Annotated in this window: 20 protein-coding genes; 6 read left to right on the top strand and 14 right to left on the bottom strand. The window is 70.5% G+C overall.

Annotated features, from left to right (window positions below):
- The 3 genes from CG740_RS17600 to CG740_RS17590 are packed head-to-tail and all read right to left on the bottom strand — an operon-like array spanning nucleotide 1 to nucleotide 5,101.
- Entirely contained in the window at nucleotides 1-2,688 is a 2,688-nt protein-coding gene (locus CG740_RS17600) for a lantibiotic dehydratase (RefSeq protein ID WP_100576118.1), read from the bottom strand.
- A complete protein-coding gene (locus CG740_RS17595) occupies nucleotides 2,688-4,076 on the bottom strand; it encodes a hypothetical protein (protein ID WP_100576117.1) in 1,389 nt (462 codons plus the stop codon). The genes CG740_RS17600 and CG740_RS17595 overlap by 1 nt, the downstream gene beginning before the upstream one ends.
- Complete coding sequence (locus CG740_RS17590) at nucleotides 4,073-5,101, bottom strand: hypothetical protein (RefSeq protein WP_100576116.1); 1,029 nt, start codon at nucleotides 5,099-5,101, stop codon at nucleotides 4,073-4,075. Before CG740_RS17590 ends, CG740_RS17595 begins: the two co-directional genes overlap by 4 nt.
- 262 nt (nucleotides 5,102-5,363) lie before the next feature.
- Here CG740_RS17590 and CG740_RS39685 point away from each other — a divergent pair, with 262 nt between their 5' ends.
- A complete protein-coding gene (locus tag CG740_RS39685; protein WP_159030318.1) occupies nucleotides 5,364-5,555 on the top strand; it encodes a thiomuracin/GE37468 family thiazolyl RiPP peptide in 192 nt (63 codons plus the stop codon).
- Between the two features lie 106 nt (nucleotides 5,556-5,661).
- On the opposite strand, the gene CG740_RS17580 is transcribed toward CG740_RS39685, so the two are convergent.
- Complete coding sequence (locus CG740_RS17580) at nucleotides 5,662-6,651, bottom strand: phospholipase (RefSeq protein ID WP_100576114.1); 990 nt, start codon at nucleotides 6,649-6,651, stop codon at nucleotides 5,662-5,664.
- 281 nt (nucleotides 6,652-6,932) lie between these two features.
- Complete coding sequence (locus CG740_RS17575) at nucleotides 6,933-7,778, bottom strand: helix-turn-helix transcriptional regulator (protein WP_100576113.1); 846 nt, start codon at nucleotides 7,776-7,778, stop codon at nucleotides 6,933-6,935.
- A 190-nt stretch (nucleotides 7,779-7,968) separates the two neighbouring features.
- Here CG740_RS17575 and CG740_RS17570 point away from each other — a divergent pair, with 190 nt between their 5' ends.
- Both CG740_RS17570 and CG740_RS17565 read left to right on the top strand, forming a co-directional pair.
- Nucleotides 7,969-8,871, top strand: a complete 903-nt coding sequence (locus CG740_RS17570) for an MBL fold metallo-hydrolase (protein ID WP_100576112.1) — start codon at nucleotides 7,969-7,971, stop codon at nucleotides 8,869-8,871.
- Nucleotides 8,872-9,016: 145 nt separating this feature from the next.
- On the top strand, nucleotides 9,017-10,453 hold the full coding sequence (locus tag CG740_RS17565; RefSeq protein ID WP_100576111.1) for a carboxylesterase/lipase family protein: 1,437 nt from the start codon (nucleotides 9,017-9,019) through the stop codon (nucleotides 10,451-10,453).
- An 18-nt stretch (nucleotides 10,454-10,471) separates the two neighbouring features.
- On the opposite strand, the gene CG740_RS17560 is transcribed toward CG740_RS17565, so the two are convergent.
- The 8 genes from CG740_RS17560 to CG740_RS17525 form a co-directional block, all read right to left on the bottom strand.
- Nucleotides 10,472-11,185 (bottom strand): glycoside hydrolase family 16 protein, encoded by a 714-nt coding sequence (locus tag CG740_RS17560; protein ID WP_234376322.1) that lies wholly within the window; start codon nucleotides 11,183-11,185, stop codon nucleotides 10,472-10,474.
- Between the two features lie 162 nt (nucleotides 11,186-11,347).
- A complete protein-coding gene (locus CG740_RS17555) occupies nucleotides 11,348-12,823 on the bottom strand; it encodes a radical SAM protein (RefSeq protein ID WP_100576109.1) in 1,476 nt (491 codons plus the stop codon).
- Between the two features lie 299 nt (nucleotides 12,824-13,122).
- The gene (locus CG740_RS17550; RefSeq protein ID WP_100576108.1) at nucleotides 13,123-13,590 is read right to left on the bottom strand and encodes a GNAT family N-acetyltransferase; all 468 of its coding nucleotides are present in this window, start codon (nucleotides 13,588-13,590) and stop codon (nucleotides 13,123-13,125) included.
- Nucleotides 13,591-13,730: 140 nt separating this feature from the next.
- Nucleotides 13,731-13,958: a hypothetical protein gene (locus CG740_RS17545; protein WP_100576107.1), complete on the bottom strand. Its 228-nt coding sequence runs from the start codon at nucleotides 13,956-13,958 to the stop codon at nucleotides 13,731-13,733.
- Between the two features lie 6 nt (nucleotides 13,959-13,964).
- Nucleotides 13,965-15,257: a serine hydrolase domain-containing protein gene (locus CG740_RS17540; protein ID WP_100576106.1), complete on the bottom strand. Its 1,293-nt coding sequence runs from the start codon at nucleotides 15,255-15,257 to the stop codon at nucleotides 13,965-13,967.
- Nucleotides 15,258-15,490: 233 nt separating this feature from the next.
- The gene (locus CG740_RS17535) at nucleotides 15,491-16,465 is read right to left on the bottom strand and encodes an RNA polymerase sigma factor (protein WP_100576105.1); all 975 of its coding nucleotides are present in this window, start codon (nucleotides 16,463-16,465) and stop codon (nucleotides 15,491-15,493) included.
- Nucleotides 16,466-16,798: 333 nt separating this feature from the next.
- Nucleotides 16,799-17,500, bottom strand: coding sequence for an alpha/beta fold hydrolase (locus CG740_RS17530; RefSeq protein ID WP_100576104.1), 702 nt, complete (start codon nucleotides 17,498-17,500; stop codon nucleotides 16,799-16,801).
- A gap of 100 nt (nucleotides 17,501-17,600) precedes the next feature.
- Nucleotides 17,601-18,539 carry a ribosome-inactivating family protein gene (locus CG740_RS17525; RefSeq protein ID WP_159030317.1) on the bottom strand — a complete coding sequence of 313 codons (939 nt, stop codon included), beginning with the start codon at nucleotides 18,537-18,539 and terminating at the stop codon, nucleotides 17,601-17,603.
- A gap of 231 nt (nucleotides 18,540-18,770) precedes the next feature.
- Here CG740_RS17525 and CG740_RS17520 point away from each other — a divergent pair, with 231 nt between their 5' ends.
- On the top strand, nucleotides 18,771-19,280 hold the full coding sequence (locus tag CG740_RS17520) for a hypothetical protein (RefSeq protein WP_159030316.1): 510 nt from the start codon (nucleotides 18,771-18,773) through the stop codon (nucleotides 19,278-19,280).
- Between the two features lie 74 nt (nucleotides 19,281-19,354).
- Here the strand turns inward: CG740_RS17520 and CG740_RS17515 are convergent, their stop codons facing one another.
- Nucleotides 19,355-20,608: a serine hydrolase domain-containing protein gene (locus CG740_RS17515; RefSeq protein ID WP_100576101.1), complete on the bottom strand. Its 1,254-nt coding sequence runs from the start codon at nucleotides 20,606-20,608 to the stop codon at nucleotides 19,355-19,357.
- A gap of 267 nt (nucleotides 20,609-20,875) precedes the next feature.
- Between CG740_RS17515 and CG740_RS17510 the strand changes: the two genes are divergently transcribed.
- A complete protein-coding gene (locus tag CG740_RS17510; protein ID WP_100576100.1) occupies nucleotides 20,876-21,652 on the top strand; it encodes an isocitrate lyase/PEP mutase family protein in 777 nt (258 codons plus the stop codon).
- Between the two features lie 171 nt (nucleotides 21,653-21,823).
- Nucleotides 21,824-23,887 carry a SpoIIE family protein phosphatase gene (locus CG740_RS17505; RefSeq protein WP_100576099.1) on the top strand — a complete coding sequence of 688 codons (2,064 nt, stop codon included), beginning with the start codon at nucleotides 21,824-21,826 and terminating at the stop codon, nucleotides 23,885-23,887.
- Nucleotides 23,888-23,981: the final 94 nt, after the last annotated feature.

Here is a 23,981-nt window from a genome sequence, read left to right as displayed (position 1 = left end):
TCAGCATGTGTGCCGCCCTCGGTCTGCCGGGGCGCTCGGAAGCTCGATCACGAACTCCGTCGCGTAGCGGTGGCCGTCCGGGCGAGCCGGTGCGTCGTACGGGTCGGGGAGCGCCTCGGTGAGCAGCAGTGGTCTGCCCGTGGCCGCCGCGCGCTCGAACACGCGCAGGAGATGGGCGTGGGCGAAGTCGACGAAGACCGGCTTACGGTCCTTGTCATGCAGAGCGGGCCCGGTGAAACCGCCGGCCGGACGTGCGGTGAGGACGCGCAGGAAGCAGCGCCGGGGGAGGCCGAGCGCCACCCGCCAGGTGTGCACCCGGACCAAGTGGGCGGCGTCCGACTCGCCGGTGTCACGAGCGGGCGCCCGGCCGGCGTCGATGAACCAGGTGGCGCGGCGCAGCACCACGGATCCCAGGGCGAGGCGGGGCAGCTTCGTCCATCCCCCGCTGCTCGCCCCCGTGCCGGGGCCCGCACGGGACTGGTCGATCCGCTCCGAAGGGAGCAGCTGCCACAACTGCGGCCAGTCCGACCAGAAGGCGTACGAGGTCTGACCGAAGGCACCCACCAGCAGCCGTGCCTGGAGCGGAAGCAGGGGTGTGGCGAGAAGGCCGGCGTGGACCGGGCGGACGACACGGCCAGTTGGACGGTGGACGAGCTGAAGGCGCTCAAGGCGAGGGTCATGCACCACGTCCAGCTCGGCCGGCCCGATCAGGCGCTCGGGCGGTCGGTGGGAGGTTGCTCCGTCCAGGTCGATCGCATAACGGGTCCTGGCCGCACGTTGGTTGAGGGCGCTCCCGAAGACGCCGTCGAGTTCCGTGTAGAGGGGGCCGTGCCCTGGATCCGGGGCGCCGGCCCACTCGTCCCCGGCCGCGTCGACATCGCCCGAGCCGTCCAGCAGCCGGGCGATCCGGGTCCGGCCGGTGCCGTGGCCGCCGGTGACCGTGTTGAGCACCAGCCTGGGCCCGGTGCTCGGATCGGGAAGCGTCTGGACGTAACAGGTGTGGCTGTCGCCGGAGGTCTCGGGGCCGGGCCAGCCGCCGCAGAGGTCGCGGACGGCGGACGGATCGAGGCGGACGGCGCCGTCCCGCGCGGGCCGGGTGGCGGCGATCAGCTGCCGCAGTTCGTCCTGCCGCCGCGTGTCGCGGTCGGTGAAAGCACCTGACCCGGCATTGGCCCACCAGCCGCCGAAATCCTGGAGGAAGTGGGTGAACGGCCGTCGGAATCCCGGGCCACAAGCGGTCACCGCGCACCGGCGAAGGCCGTCCCGCGCCGATGCGAGGGTGTCGAACGGTGCGAGCAGCGCCGGTACGAGTGCGAGGTCCTTCAGGGTTGGACGCCAGACAGCGGGGTCGAGCGAGGCGGCGGAGCCGGTGACGAGACTGTGGTGGAAGTACGGCGGGCCGAAGCCCAACTCGCGACTATCGGTGTGCAGTTGGAGGTGTATGTACGCGTCCGTGAGGCGTTGCCGCAGGCTGCTCCCGATGCGCCGGTGCGAGCCGGGAGCGGCGTCGCGGGCGGTGCCGATCTCGTCGCGGATGGCGCGGAGGCCGGCGAGCAGGGGGTGCAGGGCTTCGCTGTGCGAGGGCAGGTGCCGGCCGAGCCAGTCGCAGAGCGTTGCCGCGTCGAGTCTCTGGTCGGGCAGCCCGAGGCGGACCTCCAGGAGCCCCAGCCGAACGAGCCGGCCGAGGACGGCGTCGGCGCCGCTTCCGGGAGTGGTCGCACCGAGCAGAGTGCGCAGCCGCTCCGGGCTGCCCGCCTCGGCGACCGCCGACAGGATCGCGGCCAGTGCCGGTGTGGCGGGCAGCGTTCGCACCTCGCCGGACGGCCCGGGCGCGGTGAACAGCCATCGATCGCCCCCGGGGGAGGACAGCGCCGTGGCCGACGGGTTCACTCGGAGCTGGACCGCCGCGGCCAGCTCGGGCGCATGGGCGAGCGCGGCGGCGATCCGGGCCAGGGGCGGCAGACCCACCTCGGCCACCTCGGCCCGGCCCGAATCCTCCAGGCGTACGTCGACGCCGATGCCCGGCACCCAGTGGCCGAAACCGCTGGCGGCGAAGGTGGTCAACGGGCTGGGCTTGGCCATCGCGCGGCTCGCGTACTTGGCCAGCCGGACGGCCGCCCCGTCCAGCGGTTTCCGTGCGGGTACGTCGGCCTTGCTCCAGCGCAGCAGGTCCTCGTACAGGTCCGGGCTCGCATAGCCGAGCCCCGCCGCGAAGGCCGGATCCTGGATGAGCGCGGCCAGGGCCGTCGCCGCCGATCGGGTCTCGGCCGGCAGGGCGTCCTCCAGTTCGGCGAACAAGCCGGCGCGGGAGCGGCGCAGAGCCACATGCTGGTGGAGATGCTCGATGAGGTCGGCCCCGAGCACGTCCGGCGGCGCGGCCGTGCCGATGAGCGGGCCGAGGCGAGCGCCCTGGTGCACGGCGCGGCGCAGTCCCACCAGCCTTGCCTTGAAGGGGCGGGCCGGCTCGGTGCCGATCAGGGCGTACAACGCGTCGCTCAGTCGTGCGGCATCGGCGGTCAGCTTGTGGTCCAACCCGGCGACGCGCAGCGCGAGTTCGGTGCTGAGGGGGATCAGCGAGGCGTCGAGTGCGGTGCTGGAAAGACCGGCGATCCTTACGCCCACCGGGCCGCTGGGTGACGTGGACCAGGGAACGGCGACCGGGCCCGAATGCGGAGTGTGCCGGCTCATCAGAACACCACCGGGAGTCGGAAGGACGCCGGTGGCCGCGCCGCACCGATCGCCACTTGGAAGATCACCGTCTCCTCGTCGGGCATCAGCCCGAGCAGCCGTTCCGCGGTGGCCGCGTCATAACCGTTGTGGACACGGGCGGTCAGCCCATGACGAGCCGCGACCACACAGACCAGGTGTGCCGCCGCCCCCGCGCCGAGGTGCACTCTGCGGAACGCGTCGTCGCCGTACCGTGCGACCGCGGCGCCGCGCCGGACGGCGAGGTAGGCGACACAGGCGGTCGAGCGGAAGTTCATCGACACCCGGCCCTCGCTCTGCCCGATCTGTTCGAGCAATGCCAGCGGATCGCCCTCGCTGACCTGCCGGAGACGGCCCTCGACGTGGACGTAGTGCCCCGGCGCGAGATCCGTGACGCTCCGTGCCAGGAGATGGCAGGAGAAGTCGCCGAGCGGAGCCGTGGCGAGGGCCGCTTCGAGATCGTCGATCAACTCCCTTGTGACCGGGGCTGGTTCGGGATCGAAGATCGCCGCGCCGGAGTGCCGGACACGCAGCACCGACGCCAGGTCGGGCGGGTGCCAGGCCCGATCGCCGGGCCGCTGAGGGCCGGCGTCGACGGGCGAGCCCGTTTTCGGTGGCCGCGGGGGCCGTGCCAGCTCCAGGTAGCCCATCGGATGCTCCCCGGCGCTGGGCAGCCACGGCGCGCAGAGGTCGTTGAGTGTCTTCTGGTCCTGGCCCGGCCGGGTGCGCAGGCCGAGCGCCGAGGCGACCAGGTGCACCGCCCCCAGCAGCATGCCCGCCTCCTGGGCGCAGAGCCGGGGAGCGTAGTCGCCGTAGAGCCGTGCCGTGCGGGCGAAGCGGCTGGTGATCACTATGAAACGGGATGTCGACTCGTGCTCGGGGTACTGAGCACCCGTCACCGCAGCGCACAGCAAGGTGAGTTGATGATGCAGCGGATCGAAGCGGAGGGCTCCGGTGGGTGTGATCAGGGTGAGTTCGCTCGGGTACCGGCACCGGGCCGAGGCCACCGCGCGGTGAAGGGGCCAGCCGCCGGGGGTCAGATCGTGCTGGAGCAGTCCGTAGGAATAGTGCAGCAGCGCGGACACGACGGCGGGATCGGACGGATCGGCCGGAGACCCGGGGGCGGGTGCCAGGTGGAGCGGGGGTGGCACCAGCGGCAGGCGCGGTCCCTGGGGGAGCGGGTCCACCTCCGCCGCGTTCCGCCCCGGGGCCGGATGTCCTGCGGCGAGCGTGGTCGGGATGGCTCGGCGTGAGTAGACGGCCTCGGCCCACAGCTCCGGGGGAAACGGGACATCGCCCGCGGCGCTCCGGGGAATCTCCTGGATCGGTTCGGCGCCTGGGTGCGGACCGGGAAGTCGCCGGCCGGTCATCCCGACTCCGCGCCCAGGAAGCGGCCGGTGGCCAGGTCGAGCAGCACGGGCTCGGCCGTCGATGTCCGTTCGGCGGCCCCGTCGGCTCCGTCGGCCTGGTCGGCCTGGTCGAGACCCGCCACCCGGCGCAGGAGGTGCAGGCACAACTGGTTCGCCGCGAGTGCCGCGACGGGGCCGCCGAGATAGGGGCTCGGCTCGTGCACGGCAGCCGGATTCGCCGCATCCGCCCCTGGTCGATCCACCCCAACAGCATGGACGACAAGGGGAATCGGACTCTGTGACGCATGCGTGGCGGCCACGTCGCTGATCACCACGTGCCGGCCCCGGCCCACCACCTGCCCGTACCGGAGCCCGCCGCCCGAGGCCAGAGCGCGGGCGGGCTCCGTGGCCTCGGGATCGTCCAGGTCCGAGCCGACGAGCACCACGCCTACGCCCGGGGGCAGTTGGGAAAGCGGGTCGTCGCTCAGTTGCTCGTAATCGAACGAGCCACCCTCGGCGTGGAGCAGCTCGACGCATTCGTTGAGCCGGGCCACATCCGTCATGGTGCCCGAACTCCCCTCGGCCCCGCTCAGCCGGAGGCGGACATGTGCCACTCCCGAGGCGAGCAGGGCGAGGACCAGCGCACTGGCCAGGCGTCCGGAACCGATCACCAACGGGGCGCATTCGCGGTAGCGCTCGAAGCGGTACTCGGGCGAGTCGGCGCGTGCGGCGACGAAGTCGATCAGCGCGGCATGGCGGGTACGGTCGGCCGGGCTCAGCGTGTGGGGAAGATCCGCCGTGGCGTCGTGCACGAAACCCTCCCGGGCAAGCAGCTCGACCAGGGTGCGGACATGGTGTGCGGCCTGTGGTGCGAGGCCGGCGGTCAGCTGGTCGAGGCTGTTGCTCCCGTCGAGGAACGGTCGGAGCCTTTCCAGCCAAGGGTGGATTCCCGGTAACGCGAAGGCGGAGTTTCCGCGCGGCCCACTGATCACTACGCCCCGGTCGGAGGGCAGCAGATGTGTGTCGGGAAGCAGTCTCGGTCTCATCCGCACCTCCTCGGGATACCTGGACGACATCGCCCCGACGGAACGCCCGACGGCGCGCCTTGCGTAGGAGCTCTCTGGGACCGCGCCGGTAGGTGTGAAAGCGACGGACAGGGGTGCGTTGGCGGCCTCCGGGCGGCCGACACTAGCGGAGGCGAATGGTCTAGTCCACCCCCTTCACAGTTCACAATTGTCACGCTAGTGTCCCAACTGGGCGTCCAAATAAGCCTGTTGATGCTCCATTCTGATCGAAAGGAGGGCTTTGATGAACGACAACAGCAATGGCTCACCCTCGCTCGCTGCGGCGGTGGCCGACCTCGCGCTGGACCTCGACCTGGACTCGCTGGCCGGGGACGAGCACAGCCAGTCGCTCACCGCAGGGCACGGCATGACGGAGGTGAGCGCTTCCTTCTGCTGCGCTCCGCCGCCGAACTGCTGTAACTGCAGCTGTTCCTGAGTGGGTAGCACGTGCCGGGCAGGCGCCTGCCCGGCACGCGCATCCGGCCGACCGCCACAAGTCACCAACGGCTACCGGATGGTTCGGCTTCGGGCCGAATCCGTCTCTACCTGAAGAGGCGGTCGGAACTGTTGGCCATGCGGTGGGTGGAACCGTGCTTGTTCACCCAGTCGCGGACGAGGTTGATCGCGTTGGCGCACTGCCAGCTGTCGTCGTACTCGCGAACGCCGGTGAAGGCGCCGTAGCCCGCGATGATGCCGTCCACGTGTGCGTCACCGAGCAGCTTGTCCACGTACCACGGATCGTTGTACGTGGTCGTCCACGACAACGTTGCCGCGAGTCGCCCGGCGGAGCGGTCCGCGGCGCCCTTCTTGAGTTCGGCGCACGTGTTCCAGGTGGCCTCCGTGCAGTTCCCGAAGCCATTGGTGATGTCCGTGTCGCCGTAGTCCATCGCCCGACGCCCGTTGGGGAACCCCGAGCCGGACCGGTTGAAGGCACCCGTGACCTGGTCCCGGGTCCCGGTCGTCGTGATGCCCTCCAGGGGGCCGAGTTTCCCTTCCAGGCTCTGCCAGCCCCGGCCGCCGACATCGGGGGTGCTGCCGCCGTGGTACTCGAAGAACCCGTAGAGCACCTGGATCCCGGCGGCGGTCAGCCGCTGTGCCTTGTCGCGCAGTCCGGCGACGCTGCACGTGCGGTTCGGCGCTTCTCCACAGTAGTTGGGGTCCTTGATGTCCAGCCAGACCAGCGCCAGTCGGCGGCCCGCAGCGGCGTTGGAGACGATGCGGTCGATCATGCTGTCGAAACTGGGACCGTGCCGGGTGTCACCGGCCGATGAGCAGTCGTGGTACGCCCGCCATTCGTTGGGGTTCCACCAGGAGCAGACGTCGATCTCGATGCCGTTGGCGCCGTGCTTGAGCGCCGCGTCCACGCCCTCCAGTGTGTCGACGCGGTGCGCGATGGCGTAGATCGCGTGGCGTTGGTCGGCCGCCGACGCCGGTGTCGTGCCCAGCGTGGTGGCGCCGATGATGCCGCACAGCGCCGCCAGCACGGCCAGTAGAGCGCGAGGGCGAGTGCCTCGTCGTAAGTCAGTGGTCAAGGAGACTGCTCCTTCATGTGGAGATGACAAGTCATGCCGGGATGTGAAGTCGCCTGTCAGGAGCGGAAGTTGCCGTCGAACAGGACGACGGGCGTTGCGCGCGCGCTGCCCCGCGGGTTCAGTGGACGCTCGCTGCCGACCAGCCAGATGAGTCGGCCGCCCCACGCGTTGCGCCCCGCCCCGCGCCTTCACATATCCATCACAAGTGAGTGGTCGCACTCGCGCTGGGGCGTGTCTCTGCGGGGCTGTGACACAACGGCCTTCGGTGGTGAGCCGACGGCTCAGAACGCGTACGCGCGCAGAAGCGTGAGGGCGTCCTGAGAGCCGGAATCCTCCTCAGTGGTGACCACCACGAGGGACTGGTCGGGCGATCGGGCGGGGAGCAGGATCTGCTGAGTGACGGTCAGCTCACCCACCAGGGGGTGCCGCAGCCGGTAGCTGTCCGCCTCGCACGGCCGCACCCGGTGATCCCCCCACAGCTCGGCGAAGTCCGGTGACACCATGGACAGTTCACCGATCAGCGACGCGAGCAGCGCATCGTCGGGGTGGCGCCCGGCCACCTGCCGCAGGCTGCCCACGACCGCCCGCGCCTTGCGTTCCCAGTCCACGTAGAGCCCTCTGGTGTGCGGGTCGAGGAACAGCATGCGGGAGAGATTGGGCCGGTCCTCGGGGTGCTCGGGCGCGGCGGGGGAGAGGTGCCCGGCCAGCAGGGCGTGCGCCAGGGGGTTCCAGGCCAGCACGTCGGAGCGGCGCCCGAGGACGAGCGCCGGGGTGTCTCCCACCGAACGCAGCAGGTCACGGGTGAGCCGGTCCACGCTTTCCGCCGCAGGCTGCCTGAGGGGCCGGCGCGGCCGTGAGGCGAGTTCGCGTAGATGCGCCCGCTCGTGCTCGTCCAGCCGCAGGGCGGTGGCCAGCGCGTTCAGGACGCCGTCGGAGGCGTTGACCGACTGGCCCTGTTCGAGGCGGGTGTAGTAGGAGACGCTGACGCCCGCGAGCTGGGACAGCTCCTCGCGTCGCAGCCCCGACACCCGCCGCCTGCCCGGCAGTTCGGGCAGGCCCACGTCCGAGGGCCGCACCCGAGCCCTTCGGGCCCGTAGGAACTCGCTGAGCTGCTGGGAAACCGCCATGGCTCCGAGTATGCCCGCGTCGCCGGCGGACAGCCTGCCCCTGCCATGCATAGGCACGGGCCGGCCTAGCCATGCATAGGCACGGGCCAGCCTAGCCATGCATAGGCACGGGCCGGGACTGGTGCCGAGCGCGCTCCGGGGAAAGGTTGGCAGCACCTCCCCAGTTTCCCCCCAACGGACAGGACCAGTCATGCGGGAAATCGTCCTCGGCGACGTTTCGATCACACGGGTCGTCGAGTTCTACGGATCGGTCGAGCTGGCCCCGGCCACCTTCTTCCCCGATGCGCCGGAGCAGGCATGGCGTGAACACGCGACCTGGCTGGAGCCGGATTTCGTCGACCTCGCCTCGGGCGAGTGCCTCAGCGCGATCCAGACCTGGCTGCTGCGCAGTGAGGGGAAGACCATCCTGGTCGACACCGGTGTCGGTAACGACAAGGAACGCCCCTACGCCCCGATCTGGAGCCGACGGCAGAGCGATTTCCTCGGTGAGCTCGCCAGGGCGGGCGTACATCCGGGAGATGTCGATCTGGTGGTCAACACGCATCTGCACGTCGACCACGTCGGCTGGAACACCACTCTGGAGGGCCGCAGTTGGGTCCCGACCTTCCCGAACGCGACGTATCTGATGCCGGCGCGCGACTTCGACTTCTGGAACCCCGCGAACGGCCATGCCTCCAAGTCCGGGCGCGGAAACCAGAACGTGTTCGAGGACAGCGTGGCGCCGGTGCACGAGGCGGGGCAGGCACTGCTGTGGGACGGCACCCACGTCATCGACGGCAATCTCCGGCTCGAACTCGCCCCGGGTCACACACCGGGTTCCTCGGTGCTAGCGCTGGAATCGGGCGGTGACCGCGCGCTGTTCGTCGGCGATCTGCTGCATTCGCCGTTGCAGGCCGTCGCGCCCGACGTCAACAGCTGCTTCTGTGAGGATCCGGCGGAGACCAGAGCGACACGGCGACGGCTGCTCGGCCGGGCCGACGACACCAACTCGCTTGTCTTCCCTGCGCATTGGGGCGGATCGGGCGGGGCCGAGGTCACCCGGAACGGGGACACCTTCGACATCGCGGCGTGGGCTCCCTTCGCCCGGCTGTGACACCTCCTCGCACCGGGCGCTGATCGCACATCAGCCGCACGGGGACCCCGTGCCCGACACCACACCCGAAGCCCGCACCCGATTCCCCGTGCCCGACCCATATGAACCCTCGTGCCCGACCCATGTGAAGGAGAGCAGGAGACCCATGCCCGAACCGATCGTGACGACCACCACCGGACGCGTACGAGGTGGCACCACCGACTCCGGCGGCAGCGAGGTGTGGCGTTTCCACGCCATTCCCTATGCCGCCGCACCGCGTGGCGCCGGCCGCTTCGCGCCGCCCCGCCCCCACCGGCGCTGGACGGAGGTGCGTGACGCCTCGGCCCCCGGGCCCACCGCCCCGCAGCCGCGCCGGGACGCGTTCGGCGCCCTCGACATGTCGCCGTACTTCGGGCCGGGCTGGATCCGGGGCGACGACCACCTCACGGTCAACGTGTGGGCTCCGCGGGCGGCGAACCGCAGCCCGGTGATGGTGTTCGTGCACGGCGGCGGCTTCGTGGCGGGCTCGGCCGGCGCGGACCTCTACGACGGCACCGCGTTCGCCCGTGACGGGGTGGTGCTGGTCACGCTCAACTACCGCCTCGGTATCGCGGGCTTCCTGGACCTTCCCGGCGCGCCCGCCAACCGTGGACTCCTTGACGTGATCGCGGCGCTGCGCTGGGTCCGCGACAACATCGCGGCCTTCGGCGGCGATCCTGGCAACATCACCCTGTTCGGCCAGTCCGCGGGGGCCACGATCGTGGGTGCCGTGCTCGCGACGCCCGCCGCGGCGGGTCTCGTGCAGCGGGCGATCGTGCAGAGCGGAAGCGGGCTGGGGGCGTTCTCTCCCGAGCAGGCGTCACGGGTGACGGGCAGGGCCGCGGCGGTTCTGGGCATCGCGCCGACGGCCGCCGCCTTCGCCGACGTCCCCGACGAACGTCTCGTCCAGGCCGTACCCGAGCTGGGTGGCCTCGACCTGCGCACTGCCGACCGGCCGGACCCCCTCGTGGGGCTCAGCCCCTTCAGTCTCGTACTGGGGCGACAGCCGGCCGACAGCCCCTTGGCGGAGGTGGATCTGCTGATCGGCACCAATGCCGAGGAGGGGAACCTCTACCTGGCGCCACAGGGCGCCCTGGCGACCTCCACCGAAGAGGACGTCCGCACGACGGCCGCCGCCCACGGCGCCGCCGAGGCGTTCGTCGCGGCGCACCGTGACCGGCATCCGGACGCGGGTCACGCGGAGCTGCGCTCGGCACTGCTCGGCGACGCGCTGTTCGGTGCCGGCAGCCGACGACTGGCCGAGGCCCATGGCCGCGCCCACGTCTACGAGTTCGCCTGGCGGTCACCCGCCGTGGGCGGCACCCTCGGCGCCGCCCACACGGTGGAACTGCCCTTCGTGTTCGACCGCCTCGGCCTTCCGGCCCTACGTGGCGAGCGAGGGTTGCTGGGTCAACCCGAACCACCCGCCGCGCTGGCCGAGGAGATGCACGCCGCCTGGGTCGCCTTCGCCCGGACCGGTGACCCCGGCTGGCCGGTGTTCACCGAGGGCGGCAGGGTCCGGCGGTTCGACGGGGTGGGGACGGGGGCGGCAGGTGCGTCATGACCGATGGAGCCGGCGTCGTCAGGGGTAGTAGGGCGTGTAGGTGATCGAGGAAACCTTCAGGTACCGGGCCCCGTCGGCGGTGGCCCAGGTGGAAGCGTTGGGATTGCCGGGCCAGTCGCCCCCCACGGCGGTGTTGACGATGAAGTGCATTCCGGTCCCGGGCGGTGTGGTGTACCACTTCGTGCCGCTGAAGCCGCCGTCCACCCAGAAGTCGATGTGGTCGGGCCACCAGGAGAACGAGTAGGTGTGGAAGCTGTTCGTCCACGCGGAGGCGTTGTTCCTGGCCCACTGGGTCTGGCCGTTGTTGGTGTCGTGGAAGGTCTGGTAGACGGCCGTGGGGTTCTGTCCGACGATTTCGGCCGCGTCCATCTCGGGCAGCCAGGGATGGAGATAGGCACCCCAGACCGCCGGGAGCAGCCCCTGCCCGTTCGGCATGCTCGCGGTGAAGCTGTAAGTGCCGTATCCATAGGACGACTTGGACTCCACGCGCCCGGAGCGGTACTGACCGCCACCCGCGTTGTACGTCTTGATGATCAGGGTGCTGCCTTCGTACCAGACACAGTCCGGCGTGTACGTCTCCAGTTCGTGGTTGGCGGTCCACCGTCCGTTGATGACATTCCACGAGTTGACCGTCTGCGGAGTGCCCCAGGAGGAGGCGTGCGCGGGCGGCTGCCCCACCAGGAACATCGAAAGGGCGGCGAGTACCACGCCGGCCCAACGGGGGAATCTCACACGTGCAGAGAACATCGCGGCTCCCTTGCTCGGATGACCGGGACCAGGACCAGAACCGTGGGAGCGGTTCCATGGTCGGTCGTGCCACGGACTGTAGGAGTTTGTTCGAAACCTGACAAGACCCCCGTCGATGGGCGACTGATGGCTGCGGGTTGTGAACGGTCAGGATGTCGACGCGACGCGGATCTCGCTCAGATGGAGGTCGGCCACCTGGCGGTTGTTCACGTTGCGGCGGTCCTCAAGCGCGCCGGCCGCGATCGCGTTCCCCAGGGCGAGGCCTTCGCTGATGTAGTCGTCGACGGCCTTGCGGTTGGCCTCCTTCTTCAGCAGGCGTACCAGATGGCCCATGAACACCTCGCCCAGGACGGTGAGTTCGTACCCGAGGGCCGTGTGCCGCACGAGGCCCTCGTCGCAGAGGCTCCGGAGGGTGCGGACCTGTTCGTCGTCGAGCGCACCGTTCGCCAGCATCCAGTCGTATCGATGCTGCGGCAGTCCCTCGTGCCGCAGGGGGAAGACCCACAGCGCGGCATCGGTCTGCGGGACGGTGGCGCACTTGGGCAGGTGCAGCGGGTGCTCCTTGCGCTCCGCGGCGGCCATCCACTGCCCCAGGGAGCTCACTTGCTCAAGGCGCACGCCCGGCATGCTGGAGATCGCGCTGGCGCCGACGCCCAGCAGGAACGCCGCATGGTGGCTCTGGCCCAGGCACTCGTTGCCACTGATCTTGTCGAGCGTGGGCGCGGGCACGGCGGAGGGGTCGATGTACGTGTTGGTACCGCGCCGCACCCACCCCTCGCGCAACAGCGTGCCGTAGGTGTTGAGGCGCATGAGCGCACGGTCGTGCGGGGATGCCTGCTGCGGCAGGGCGCCGGAGAGCAGCCCTCCGATCAGGGACGGCGAGGCACCCGACGTCAGGAGGTAGGAACTGATCGCGTTGATCGAGGGGTGCTCGATGAGGGCTTGCAGATCGTCGAGGGCCATGGTGAGCGACTGGCCCGGCAGGCACGTGATGAGGTCGGCGTTGACGACGGGAATACGGCCGCCGATCATGTCGAGCACCTTCGCCAGGTGCGTGAGCGAGCGCGGCTGGCGCATGTGCGTCCGCAGGTCCGGATCGAGTGTCTGGATTCCGAAGGACGCCTTCGTCACGTCGTGGCGGACGAGTTCCTCGATGAACTCGGGGCGAGTGGTGCTCAGCGTCATCTCGACGGAGAACTCGGTGGTGTCGGTGCAGCCCGGCAGCCCTCTGACGCCTTCCAGGATCCTGCCGACATGGGACCCGAGCAGGTCCGGACTGCCTCCGCCGATGTGCACGGAGCTGATGTGACGGCCCTTCACCTGGACGCGGTCCATGAGGTCCGTCAGCTGCCACATCACCAGCTTGGAATAGCGTTCCGCCATCTTGTAGCTGATGCTGTTCGCGCCGGTGAAGGCGCAGAAGGTGCAGTTCTGCGCGCAGATCGGTACGTGGATGTAGAGCTGTAGGGAAGCGTCGGGCAGAACGGGTGCCGCCGATACGGCGTCGAGCACGCCGTGGTTGGTCAGCGACGGGTCGTCCGGCAGCATCCAGTAGTCGATGGTGTTGCTCGCGAGTGCGTCGAACCGGCTCCCCAAGAGCCCCGAATTGCCGACCGCAGACATGTGACATACCCCCCGGTTACCTGGCGAAGGCCAGACGTCCGCGCGGCACGATGTGCGGCCCGGCGTCGACCAGGGCTGACGTTAGGCAGGAGGGAGCCGGGGTCACCAGTCCACCTGGCTGTCCTTTGCGCCGACCACTTGGCGCCTGCCAACTCGTGCCACTGGAAGCGGAGTTCGGCTCGGCCGGAGCGTTGTCCTCCGGGACGTGCCGGCGGGGTCCGCGGGAAGTACGGCGGCCACGGAGCGGTGCCGGGGGAGGGACAGGAGCGGCGTGCCGGCTGCCGGCCCTGCCCTCGCGCTCAGTTCAGCGTGAGAGACACCTCGTCGATCTCACCGTCGCGAGCCTGCGCGAAGCCTCGCGAACGCCCGGTGACGACGAAACCGCACTTCTCCAGTACGCGGATCGAGCCCGCGTTGTCGGCTGCGGCATGGGCGTGCAGCGGCCGTACCGTGTCGAGTTCGATGAGTGCGGCGAGCGCCTCCGTGGCGATTCCGCGTCCCCAGTGTGCCCGGTCGATCCAGTACGTGACCTCGCGGTCGTCCGGCGGGCCGTAGGCCGCGACGTGGCCGACCACCTCGCCGTCGGCGAGCACGGTGCGCATCAGAATGTCGGGGTTGCCGCGGATCCTCGCCCAGTGGCTGTCGCACTCCTCACGGTCGTAGTGGTAGTCCCGGGTGACGGCGGCCACGTGCTGTGCGGCGGGGTCGGACAGGTGCTCCCACAACGTGGGCAGATCGGTGTCGCGCATTTCGCGGAGGGAGATCATCTGGCGGTGGCTCCTGGGGTTCGTCGGCAGGGGGCTCGGCAGCGGCCGTGGTCGGTCGCTGATCGAGCGAACGGGGAGCGTTCCGCGGTGACGCGGGTGCTCGCCGGGCGGAGGAGTGTATCCGGGACCTGCGGACGGGGCTACTCGCCGGGGGCGTCCGCGGACCGGCCGCCTGAGTCGTCCTCAGTCGTACGCGGCGCCGCAGCCCCGGCCAGTGCGGGCGTCACCGCCGCGAGCACGGCGTGGGCGGTCAGAGCGGTCAGAGCGGTCAGAGTGGTCAGCGCGGTCCAGCGCGGGACGTTCGGGAGCGCGGTGATCTTCAGCATGTGCCGGCGTGCCGCCTGGAGCAGAACGCGGCTTGTACGCAAGCGAGTTCAGTCGTTCGAAGGCGGCGCGGCGGCACCCGGCTTGCCGAGCATCGCGCATACCGCGTCGTTCACCAGGGCCTGGTGAGCGGCGGCCGACGCGGGTGCGGCGAGCCCGAAGACGCTCGTGGTGAGGACGGAGAGGGTACGCCGCCCCGAGGCGTCGGTGTAGGTCTCGCTGGAGTATCCGGCGGCCTGTCCGTCGTGACCCCACACCGTGCCGCACGGGAAGACGACCTTGCGCAGCCCAAGGCCGTAGCCGTTGCCCTCCGGGGCCTTCGGATCCTCCGGGACGGTGGTGCGCATCTGCTCCAACTGGGCGGATGGCAGCAGCTTTCCGGACATCAGCGCCGCATCGAAGCGGGCCCAGTCGGAGGCGGTGGAGACCACGCCGCCCGCGGCCCACAGCGTGCTCGTGTTGACGTGGGTCGTGTCCACCCAGTCGCCCCGGGCCGGTCCCACGAACGCCGTGCCGGCCGGGATGCCGGGCGGCAGGAGCGGGCCCAGGTGCGCCGCGTCGGGCTCGTAGCCGTGGGCGAGGCGTTCCGGGCGCCGACCGTCATCGAGGTAGGTGCGGGAGAGGCCCAGCGGCCGGGCGATCCGCTGCTGGATCAGGTCGCCCAGGCGCTTCCCGGTCGCCCTCTCCAGGACGAGGCCGAGCGCGACGTAGTTGGTGTTGCTGTAGGAGAACCGTTCACCTGGTGCGAACAGCGGACTGTGCCGCACGCCGGCGGTGAGCAACTCGACCGGTGTCCAGCGGTGGCTGTCCTGTCCGGTGAACGACCTCAAAACGCTTGGATCGTCGAGGTAGTTGAACAGACCGCTGGTGTGCTGGAGGAGCATCCGCAGGGTGAGGGACCGGCCGTGTGGGACCAGGCCGGGCAGCCATTTCTCGACCGGGTCGCCCAGCGCGAGTCGGTGTTCGGCGACCAGTTGCAGCACCAAAGTGGCCACCATTGTTTTGGAGTTGGAACCCATGCGAACCCTGTCACTCGCCGTCAACTCCCCGTCGGGCACGGTCCATCGGGCCTGCCGGGCGATCTCGACCGGGCGCCCGCGCCCGTCGTCGACCCGCACGACCACGCCGGGCGCTCCGGCCGCCACCGCCTGCTCGGCCAACTCGGCCAACCGGACCGAGCCCGGCGCGGCCGCCGTGACTCGACTTGGTGCCGGCGCGGCCGGGGGAGCGGCGGCGGCCCCCGCGGGTGCCCCGGCCGTCCCGGTCAGGGTGGCAGCCAGGGTCAGCGCCAGCGCGACCCCCGGGAGGCGCCGGCGGAACGGAGAAACGGTGCAGGGAGCCATCGCGATGATCCTCTTCCGGGTGTTGTCCGTCGTCCGCCACGTATGCGGACGCAGCCAAGTCTCCATACGCCCGCCCCGGAAGCCACGGGTGCCGGCCCCCCTGTGGGTGGGGGCTGGATGGCGTGTCTCCACTGGTGCTGGCTGCAGAGTCGCCAGCCCCCTCCTGCCACATCGCCGGGACCCCGGAGTCCTATATGCCGTGCAGTGAGGCCGAGTTGAACTCGGGGGCTCGCCTACGACTGGGCCGGCGCAGCTGTCCGCAGGACGTCTAGGGCGGTGGCCGGCGGGAAGACGACTCGCAGTTTCCGGACTCGCCCGTCGCGGCGGGAGATGAGCCAGACGAGGCTGGGCGGGCAGACGTGAACGGCGCCGGGATGGGTGACGTCCATTTCCCAGATCGCGAGGTCGCGGCCGGCCACCACGTGCCGCAGATGCTGACGTACGCCGGCCTCCAGCGTCCGGCGCATGACCGGCACCGGATGGACGTGTTCGCCGGGACGGCCCAGCTGCCCGGTCATCTCGGCTTCCGGCGGCCACAGTTCGGAGATGTCCGGAGGCAGATCCCCGCGCTCCCATGCCTCCAGAGTCGCCAGGCCCTCGTGTCTGCTTTCCCTTTCAAAAGTGGACGCATCGACGTGCGCCTGCACGGCGGTCGCCGTAAGGGTCCGGGCCATCCGCGCTCTTGCCTGATGCAGGCGGCTGCGGACGGTGCCGACGGGAATCTCGCAGGCGGCCGCGATCTCCTGGTAGGAGGAAATGCCGCTGAAGTGCCGCAACATCAGCACCAGCCTGTACTGCTCCGGAAGTTCCTCCACCGCGCCCCAGATCCAGTCGCGCATCGCATGCCGCTCGATGAGCCGCTCGGGGTGCGACGACGGATCCGGGCTGCGTACGAGCCAGGGAGCCAGGGCGTCGAGGCCCGGCGTCTCGCGGGCCGCCCGCAGCCGCATACGGCAGGCATTGCGTACGACGGCCCGCAGCCAGGCTCCCCCGGAGGCGGGGTCGCGCACGTCGCCGATGCGGAGCAGCGCGGTGAGTGCGGCGTCCTGCACCGCGTCCTCCGCGTCGGGCCCATGGCCGAGGAGACTCAGCGCCACCGCGCGCATGGGCGCCTGATGGCGGGCCAGGAGCAGGCCGAGGGCCGCCGTGTCCCCGGACTGGGCCCGTCGGGTGAGTTCCGCATCCGTGGGCGAGTCGAGTGCCACCATGCCCGTACGCCCGCCTTAGTGACGATCCATCAAAGGTCTTGCCATGCAACGCCGTTGTGATTGCTGGGCGCATCCACGCTTGGTGCGTGCGGCATTCTAGGCCAGGCCGGTGCGAGGTGAGGCGGTGTCCGGGGCGGATACGCCGGGCGCCCTCGGATGGGTGCGGTCGGGAGCGTAGGACGTCTCGCCTGCGACCGGCGGTGTGCCCCACCACCGTTGTGTCGGGCGGCAAAAGATGCGGCGGCGTCTGCCCGGCGTGGGTACAGGCGGGCCGCAGTGAACCGGGACGGTGCTCACTGCGGCCGCGGTCGGTCAGGGGTGTGGGGAAGGGCCCTACTCCTCGGCGCCCTTCGCCGCCCTCTTGATGAATTCGGCGACCACATCGGGCTTGGACACATACACGGCATGGCTGCCGCCGGTCTCTGCGACCGTCGCACCGGCCCGCTCGGCCATGGTGCGCTGCGCCGGGGGCGGAATCATCCGGTCCTCGGTCGTGACGAGGTAGAAGCTCCGCTTGCTGCGCCAGGCCGGGTGCGACACGGCGCCGCCCAAGGCTTCGAGGCCCCACGGCACTTGGGAGTCGGCCAGGAACCGGGCCTCGTCCTGCGGCAGGTCTCCGGCGAAGGAGTGGGCGAACTTCTCCCGGTCCAGGAGGAGGTAGCCGTCGACGGGCGGCAGGATCGGCGGAACCGGAGCCCCGGGCGGGGGATCGGCGATGAGGGTGTTCACGGATTCGCCCTTGTCCGGGGCGAAGGCCGCGATGTAAACGAGCGCGGACACTGTCTCGTGGTTGCCGGCCTCGGAGATGACGGCGCCGCCGTACGAGTGGCCGACCAGTACGGTCGGGCCGTCCTGCGCGTCCAGGATCCGCTTGGTCGCGGCGGCGTCACCTTCGAGCGACATCGTCGGGTTCTGCACCACGGTGACGCGATAGCCGTCCTCGCGCAGCCGGTCGTAGACGCCCTTCCAGCCCGAGCCGTCGACGAATCCGCCGTGGACCAGAACGACGTTTCTTGCTTGGGGTGCGGTGCTCATGTGGCGAGTTCTCCTCTGCTTGACGTACGAGGTGCGGGTGCCTGCGACGCGGTGGGGGTCGAACTCCACACGGTGCGCGGCGAGTTGGCGGGCGAGCCGGTCACAGTTCGTCGTGGCCGGGGTTGGGGTAGTTCCAGCCTGCGTTGAAGGTGTGCAGAACGCGCAGGTAGCGGCGGACCTGGTCGGTGTTCTCGATGGTCCCGAGACCAGGGATGTATGGGACGGTGGGGGTGGAGGTGTTCCCGGCTCCCACGAGGTTCCAGTAGAAGTTGGAGACCACGCCCCAGTTGTTCTCCAGGTTCTGTTGCCAGCCCTCCAGGCCGGTCCGGCCCCAGCTCCAGTCGCCGACCGCGGCGCGGAAGACTCCCTCCAGGTCGTTGAAGCGGGCGGCCTCCGATGTCATCTGGATGAGGAGCATCAGGGAGCGGGCGGTGTTCTGGGTGTTGGTGTTGGCCGAGGTCTGGTTGGCGAGCTGGAGGATGGAAGCCCGGATGTCCTGCCACCAGATCGGCATGCTGGAACGGTCACGTCCGGCGGCCTGGACGAGCGCCTGGTAGTTGCCTCCGAACGGCAGGTTGGTGATCGAGGTGTCGATGGGGCCACGGTTGAAGCTGGCGTCGTTGAAGGTGTACGAGACTCCGCTGCCCTGCGGGGAGTAGCCGACGACGTAGAGGTTGTCGGGCTGGACCCACAGGTCGACGGCTCGTCTGCGGCCGCTGTCGTCATTGGCCGACAGCGAGACGCGAACGATCCCCTCGGTCTGGGAGGGGTCCTGCGTGTACTGGGTGCCGTCGCGCCAGGTGTCCGAGACGGCGGCGCGCAGGCTGGCGAGGAACGTGGAGTAGGCGATGGTCTGCTGGCTGCTGGGCGCGTCGCCCAGATCCAGCCAGACGTGGTTGATGGACCCTTCGCCGGTGTGGGCGGAGGCCGGCTGGGCGGAGGAGAGCAGTCCCGGCACGATGGCCAGGGACATGGCTATGGCCAGCACGGCGCGGCGTAAGATCCCCGGGCGCGATGCGGTGGTTCCGTGGTGCTCCATGACCCCAACTTCCTTTCGAGATAAGCATGTTGCCACTTGTTCAGTAGTCCAGCGCCGACCCGTCCGCCACGTCGAGAGGAAGACAAGCCGTCGCGCGGTCGCTTGACTCGTACTGGATGCACGGTCGGCGCCGAAGTTCGCAACACGGGGTGTGACGTCCATCACATTGCTTCCCGAGGCTGAAGGGCGGGGGTATCGCCTCGGTCTCCCTCGGTACAGGAGGCGGCTTTGGTGTCGGATCGCGATGTCGTGTGGCGGCAGTGCGTCCGCCTGGGGCGCAGTGTGCTGCCCCTGGTCGATCAGGAGCCGTGGCGGGCGGCCAAACGGCGGGAGCGACTGGGTGATTGGGGCATCGACGTGAAGCGGGGCGAGAGCCTCATCGCGACGTTCGCGGGCCTGGCGATCCATTCCGTCGTGGTCGATGCCACCGCCGCCGGCCTCCCGCGGACCGACGGGACGCTGAACGGCATTCCCCTGACCGCGGTGATCGAGGCGACCGCCGCCAAGCAGAGCCACGAAATCCTGGCCGCCATGCCGACCGAGTACGCGGACGAGGAGGAGAGGGCCTCCCTCGACTACTTTCGCCTGCTCTCCTATCAGGGCGGCCGCACCGGCCTGTGGCTTCCCCGTCTCCGGACCGAGGTCCGCCACTCGCTGATCACGCTCTCCGGGCGTGCCCGCCGGTCCGGCCCGACGTGCGGGGACCTGATCCGGTGGGCACAGCGATCCGGGCTGGAGTAGCTCCTCGGCCACGCTTGCGAGTGGGACGGAGGCTGCGACTGCGACTGGGGCCTACGGAGACGGAGCGGGCGGGTTCACGGCTTGTGGGGCGAGCCGAGCAAGGCGCAGACGAAGTCCTCCTCGACGTCACGCAGGTGCGCCAGCAGGTCGGGGGTGTTCTTCTGGTTCACCTGTGACGTGATGGAGAGCGTGAGGCTGCGGCGGCCGTCCCTTGTGCCCGCGCCGAACTGGGTGTAGCCCGCGGTGTTGCCGGTGTGCCCGTACACCACGCCGCACCGGGTGGTGTACGCGAAGATCCCCAACCCGGCCCGGTTGCTGCCGGGGCCGGCCGGCTCGGAGGCGCCTTCGACGAAGGACCGCTGTTGCTCGCGGGTCGCGGTGCTGATCAGCTTGCCGCCCGCGTACCCGGCCATGAAGGTGTTGAAGTCCGCGGGAGTGGCGACCATGCCGCCCGAGGCCCAGGACCCGGAGGCGCCGAACAGTGTGGTGACATCCTGCGGCCGGCTGCCCGGTTCCACGTCGTAGCCGTGCAGACGAGGGCTGGGCAGCTGATAGCCGACGGGGAGACTGGTCCGGGTGAGCCCCAGGGGCTGGTAGACCTGCGAGACCAGCAGGTCCTCGTAACGCTGTCCGGTCGCGGCCTCGGTCATCAGGGCAACGGCGATGTTGTCGGAGTTCGAGTAGTGGTAGCGGGAGCCGGGGGCGAATTCCAGGTCGTCGTCCGTGACGAAGTCGAGCAGGCGCCGGGAGTCGAAGACCCGGTGCGGTTCGGCCTGGATCAGTTCGATGAAGTCCGGCGCCGCACTGTAGTCCGGCAGGCCGCTGGTGTGGTTGAGCAGTTGACGTAGGGTCACATGGCCCCAGGATTGCGGCAGTTGGGGCAGCCTGTGGGCGATGGTGTCGTCCAGGCCGAGCAGCCCGCGGTCGACGAGACGCAGCGCGACGGCTCCGCTGTACGCCTTGGAGGCACTGGCCAACCGCATGTGGTCGGTGGTGCTGGGGGCACGCCGGGTGCCGACCTCGGCGACCCCGGCCCGGACCACGCGCACCCGGCCGCCGTCCCGGAGTACCGCGATGGCGCCGGGCGGGCCGTCCGGACGGTCGACCAGTTCCTGGAGGCGGTTTCGGAGCGCCTCGTCTCCGTTGCCGCGGGGAGACGCTCCGGCCGGGGCCGCCAGCGCCAGCGACGCGGCGAGCAACCCGATCAGCGTGCGGCCGCCCCGGCGGGGCAGCGGTGAACGGCGAGAGCGACGTGACACTACGAGCCTCCGATTGATGAGGTGGCGGGAGCGGGGCTGTTGCTCTGGATGCTCCGGCACGCCATGCATCACCTCTCGGCGGCGGGCCGAAACGCTCGGCGGCCCGAGGTGACCCACGCAGCGCAGCCCGCCCCGCCCGGCCCCGTCGGGCTCCGCCTGCCCGGACCAACCGCTCGCCCCGAACAACCTTCCCGCACACGAGGGGAGTTGGGGCATCCGGTGCTGCGTGCCGAGTTCGTCGAGGGCCCGCCTCGTTGATCAGTGCGATGCCGACGGGTGATCCTGAGGGCGCCCGGGGCTCTCCCCGCGCGGCCACCTCCGAAAGGCGCCACGGACATGACGTTCAAAGCCCTGCACCACCGAGCCACCCCGCTGCTGCTGCCCAACGCCTGGGACGTGGCCTCGGCACTCGCCTTCGCGGAGGCCGGTTTCCCCGCCGTCGGCACCACGAGCTTCGGCGTCGCCGCAGCCGGCGGGAGCCCCGACGGCGGCCGGGCCAGCAGGCAGGCCACGCAGGTGCTGGCCCGGAAGCTGAGCAACGCCCCGTTCCACCTGTCCGCCGACATCGAGGACGGCTACGACGACGACCCCGAGCGGGTGGCGGAGTACGCCGCCGGCCTCGGCGTCGACGGCATCAACATCGAGGACAGCACCGATGAGCGGCTGATCGACCCCGCGCTGCACGCCGCCAAGGTCGCGGCCATCAAGCACGTCTCGCCCGAACTCTTCGTGAACGCCCGCATCGACACGTACTGGCTCGACCAGAAGGCCACCGTCGAGGAGACCCTGACCCGGGCCACCGCCTATGTGGCCGCGGGCGCCGACGGCATCTTCGTTCCCGGCGCGACCGATCCCTCCGCGCTGCGTGACCTGGTCAACAACATCGCGGCACCCGTGAACACCCTGGTCCACCCCACGCTCACCGTGGCGGAGCTGGCCCGGCTCGGCGTGCGGCGCATCAGCACCGGATCGCTGCCCTACCGCGCCGCGATGGACGCGGCGGTACGCGCCGCCACGGACGTCCGCGACGGCGGCACCCCTCCCACCGCTACGCCCTACCCCGTGATGCAGGAGCGGCTCCTGCGTCACCAGCGGCTCCAGGAGAAGGGGTGAGGGGGCGGGCGACCGCACGGCGCGGCGCCGCCGAACGCTGACGGGTCGTAGGGGACCTTCGTCCCCCAGGACATGACTTTCGCGGGCGGCGACCTGCGCAGAAGTCGGCTGGGATGGAAGACCCGCCCGCAGGGAGGCTTGCCGCGCCCTTACGCTTTTGAGGTCGATGTCATGTGTGTAGACGCCAGCGCCCCTGCCCGCCCCGGTTGCGAGACGCTCGGCGTCGACGGCATGTGGATGCTGCTCGCCCCCGCGCGTGAGCCCGCCGGGGCGGGGGAGCTGATCCGGGCCAGCCCCCGGGTCCAGGCTGCTCTGCTCGACGGCGGGACCCCGCATCGAAGCTTCGCCGATCTACTCGCCCCGACCAGCGTGGCCATCTCCCGCCAACTGCTCCTCGACGCGCTTGCGGGCGGTGGCCGCGTCTGTCGTCAGCCGCTCGAATACGCCCACGCGGAGGGCGCGGTCATCTGCATGACGTCGGCTCGTCGCTTCGACCGGTGCGACGGCGGACACGCGCTCCTGGTGGAGATCGAGGAGGAGGAAGAGGGGAAGTGGCTGCACTGGGAGGCCCTGCGCTCCATGACCGTACTGGCGGACCACTCCCTGTGGGTCTACGACGAGGACGCGGACGAATTCAGCTGGCTCGACGGTGAGCGCCTGTACAACGGCGTGGGCCCTGGCGACCGGATGCCGCTGGCCGAACTGCTGGGGCTGGTGTACGCCGATGACGTGGGGCACGTCGAGGAGGCGTTCTGGGCGCTGCGCAAAGGGGAGGCCCGGCAGGTGGACGTCGACTTCCGGATGGCGGACGACCACGGCCGTCCGCACTGGCTGCGCACCCTGGCCCGCCTGGTCCGGTTCGGGTTCGACGGCAAGCGGCGCGTCGTGGGGACGACGATCAACACCACCGCGGCCGTAGAGCGCCACCAGTCGCTCCTCAAGGCGCATGCCGATGCCCGGCGGCGCGGTGACCTGGTCCAACAGCTCGCCGCGGCGTTCGTGTCCGCCGCCACGGAGGACGAGCTGACCACGGCGATCCTGGACCGGGTGGCTCCCGCCTTCGGCGGCAACGGAACGCTGCTGGCCTTCGTGGAGGAGGGCAGGCTGCGGGTGACGTTCGGCGCGGGCATCGATCCCGCACTCGCCCGCTCGCTGCACGGTCTGCCGCTGGAGGCGCCGAAGCCGCTGACCGAGGCGATCCGCACGGGCACGCCGTTGTTCATCGCCACCCGGGACGACTACCGGCGGTCCTGGCCGCTCGCCCACGGTCTGCTGGACGCCACCGCCGCCGAGTCCTTCATCATGATCCCCCTGCGGGGTCAGGGCGCGTCCCCGCTGGGCGGCTGGGTGGTGACCTTCGACCGGCCGCACAACCTCTCCAACCACGAGCAGACGCTCGCCGGGGTCATGGCGGATCTCGCGGGCCAGGCGTGGGAGCGCATTCGGCTCCAGTCCGCCCGGGCCGAACTGGCCAGCACCGTACAGCGCGGTCTGCTGCCCGCCCTGCTGCCGGTCGCCCCGGGCTTCGAGATCGAGGCCCGGTACAGCCCCGCTCACGACGGCCTGGACGTCGGCGGGGACTGGTACGACGTCATCGCCCTGCCCGACGGCAGCACCGCCTGCATCATCGGAGACGTACAGGGGCACAGTGTGCAGGCCGCGGCGCTGATGGGGCAGGTGCGTACCGCGATGCACGCGTACGCCTGGCAGGATCCGGCTCCGGACCGGGTGCTGGCGCGCACCAACGACCTCATGTTGCAGATGCGGCTGCCCGTCTTCGCGACGTGTCTGTACGCGCTGCTCACACCCGGCGGCCGGGTCATGACGGCGCGGGCCGGACACGTCCCGCTGGTGCATGCGGCCGAGGGCGGGGCCCGGGTTCGCGAGTACCCGGGCGGTCCGCCGCTGGGGGTGCTGGCGGGGAGCAGCTTTCCCGTCCATGTGCTGGACCTGGCCCCCGGCGACCTGCTCGCCCTGGTCACGGACGGGCTGGTGGAGGGGCCCCAGCTGCCGATCGACGCCGGACTGGCCGGGATCTGTGAGGTCACCGACCGGCGGCGTACCGCGCCGCTCGCGGAGGTCGCGAACGCCGTCATGGCACAGGGCGATTCGCTGACCGGACACGTCGACGACAGGGCGGTGCTCGTGGTCCGCCGGGGGCGGCGCGAGGAGGCCGGCCCGGGGCTCCGTCATGCCTGGGCGGACTCCAACAACCCTGCTGGGACGGCTGGTTGAGGACAGAGGGCGGCACTGGAGGGCAGGGGACGCCTAGGCGGTTTCGTTTGGATCAGCGGGCGGACCAGAGGAAGATGCCCGCGATGTGAAGTCC

This window comes from Streptomyces sp. CB01201 (genome assembly GCF_002803085.1).
In the GTDB taxonomy this organism is placed as follows: domain Bacteria; phylum Actinomycetota; class Actinomycetes; order Streptomycetales; family Streptomycetaceae; genus Streptomyces; species Streptomyces hundungensis.
This window is presented reverse-complemented; position numbering and strand designations above follow the sequence as displayed.

Coding starts and splice junctions, on each gene's coding strand:
- CG740_RS17535 (WP_100576105.1), bottom strand. CDS start 16,465: ATGGTGGCACTCGACTCGCCCACGGATGCGGAACTCACCCGACGGGCC.
- CG740_RS17565 (WP_100576111.1), top strand. CDS start 9,017: ATGCCCGAACCGATCGTGACGACCACCACCGGACGCGTACGAGGTGGC.
- CG740_RS17530 (WP_100576104.1), bottom strand. CDS start 17,500: ATGAGCACCGCACCCCAAGCAAGAAACGTCGTTCTGGTCCACGGCGGA.
- CG740_RS17590 (WP_100576116.1), bottom strand. CDS start 5,101: ATGAGACCGAGACTGCTTCCCGACACACATCTGCTGCCCTCCGACCGG.
- CG740_RS17570 (WP_100576112.1), top strand. CDS start 7,969: ATGCGGGAAATCGTCCTCGGCGACGTTTCGATCACACGGGTCGTCGAG.
- CG740_RS39685 (WP_159030318.1), top strand. CDS start 5,364: ATGAACGACAACAGCAATGGCTCACCCTCGCTCGCTGCGGCGGTGGCC.
- CG740_RS17550 (WP_100576108.1), bottom strand. CDS start 13,590: ATGATCTCCCTCCGCGAAATGCGCGACACCGATCTGCCCACGTTGTGG.
- CG740_RS17575 (WP_100576113.1), bottom strand. CDS start 7,778: ATGGCGGTTTCCCAGCAGCTCAGCGAGTTCCTACGGGCCCGAAGGGCT.
- CG740_RS17600 (WP_100576118.1), bottom strand. CDS start 2,688: ATGAGCCGGCACACTCCGCATTCGGGCCCGGTCGCCGTTCCCTGGTCC.
- CG740_RS17525 (WP_159030317.1), bottom strand. CDS start 18,539: ATGGAGCACCACGGAACCACCGCATCGCGCCCGGGGATCTTACGCCGC.
- CG740_RS17555 (WP_100576109.1), bottom strand. CDS start 12,823: ATGTCTGCGGTCGGCAATTCGGGGCTCTTGGGGAGCCGGTTCGACGCA.
- CG740_RS17505 (WP_100576099.1), top strand. CDS start 21,824: ATGTGTGTAGACGCCAGCGCCCCTGCCCGCCCCGGTTGCGAGACGCTC.
- CG740_RS17510 (WP_100576100.1), top strand. CDS start 20,876: ATGACGTTCAAAGCCCTGCACCACCGAGCCACCCCGCTGCTGCTGCCC.
- CG740_RS17515 (WP_100576101.1), bottom strand. CDS start 20,608: ATGCATGGCGTGCCGGAGCATCCAGAGCAACAGCCCCGCTCCCGCCAC.
- CG740_RS17595 (WP_100576117.1), bottom strand. CDS start 4,076: ATGACCGGCCGGCGACTTCCCGGTCCGCACCCAGGCGCCGAACCGATC.
- CG740_RS17540 (WP_100576106.1), bottom strand. CDS start 15,257: ATGGCTCCCTGCACCGTTTCTCCGTTCCGCCGGCGCCTCCCGGGGGTC.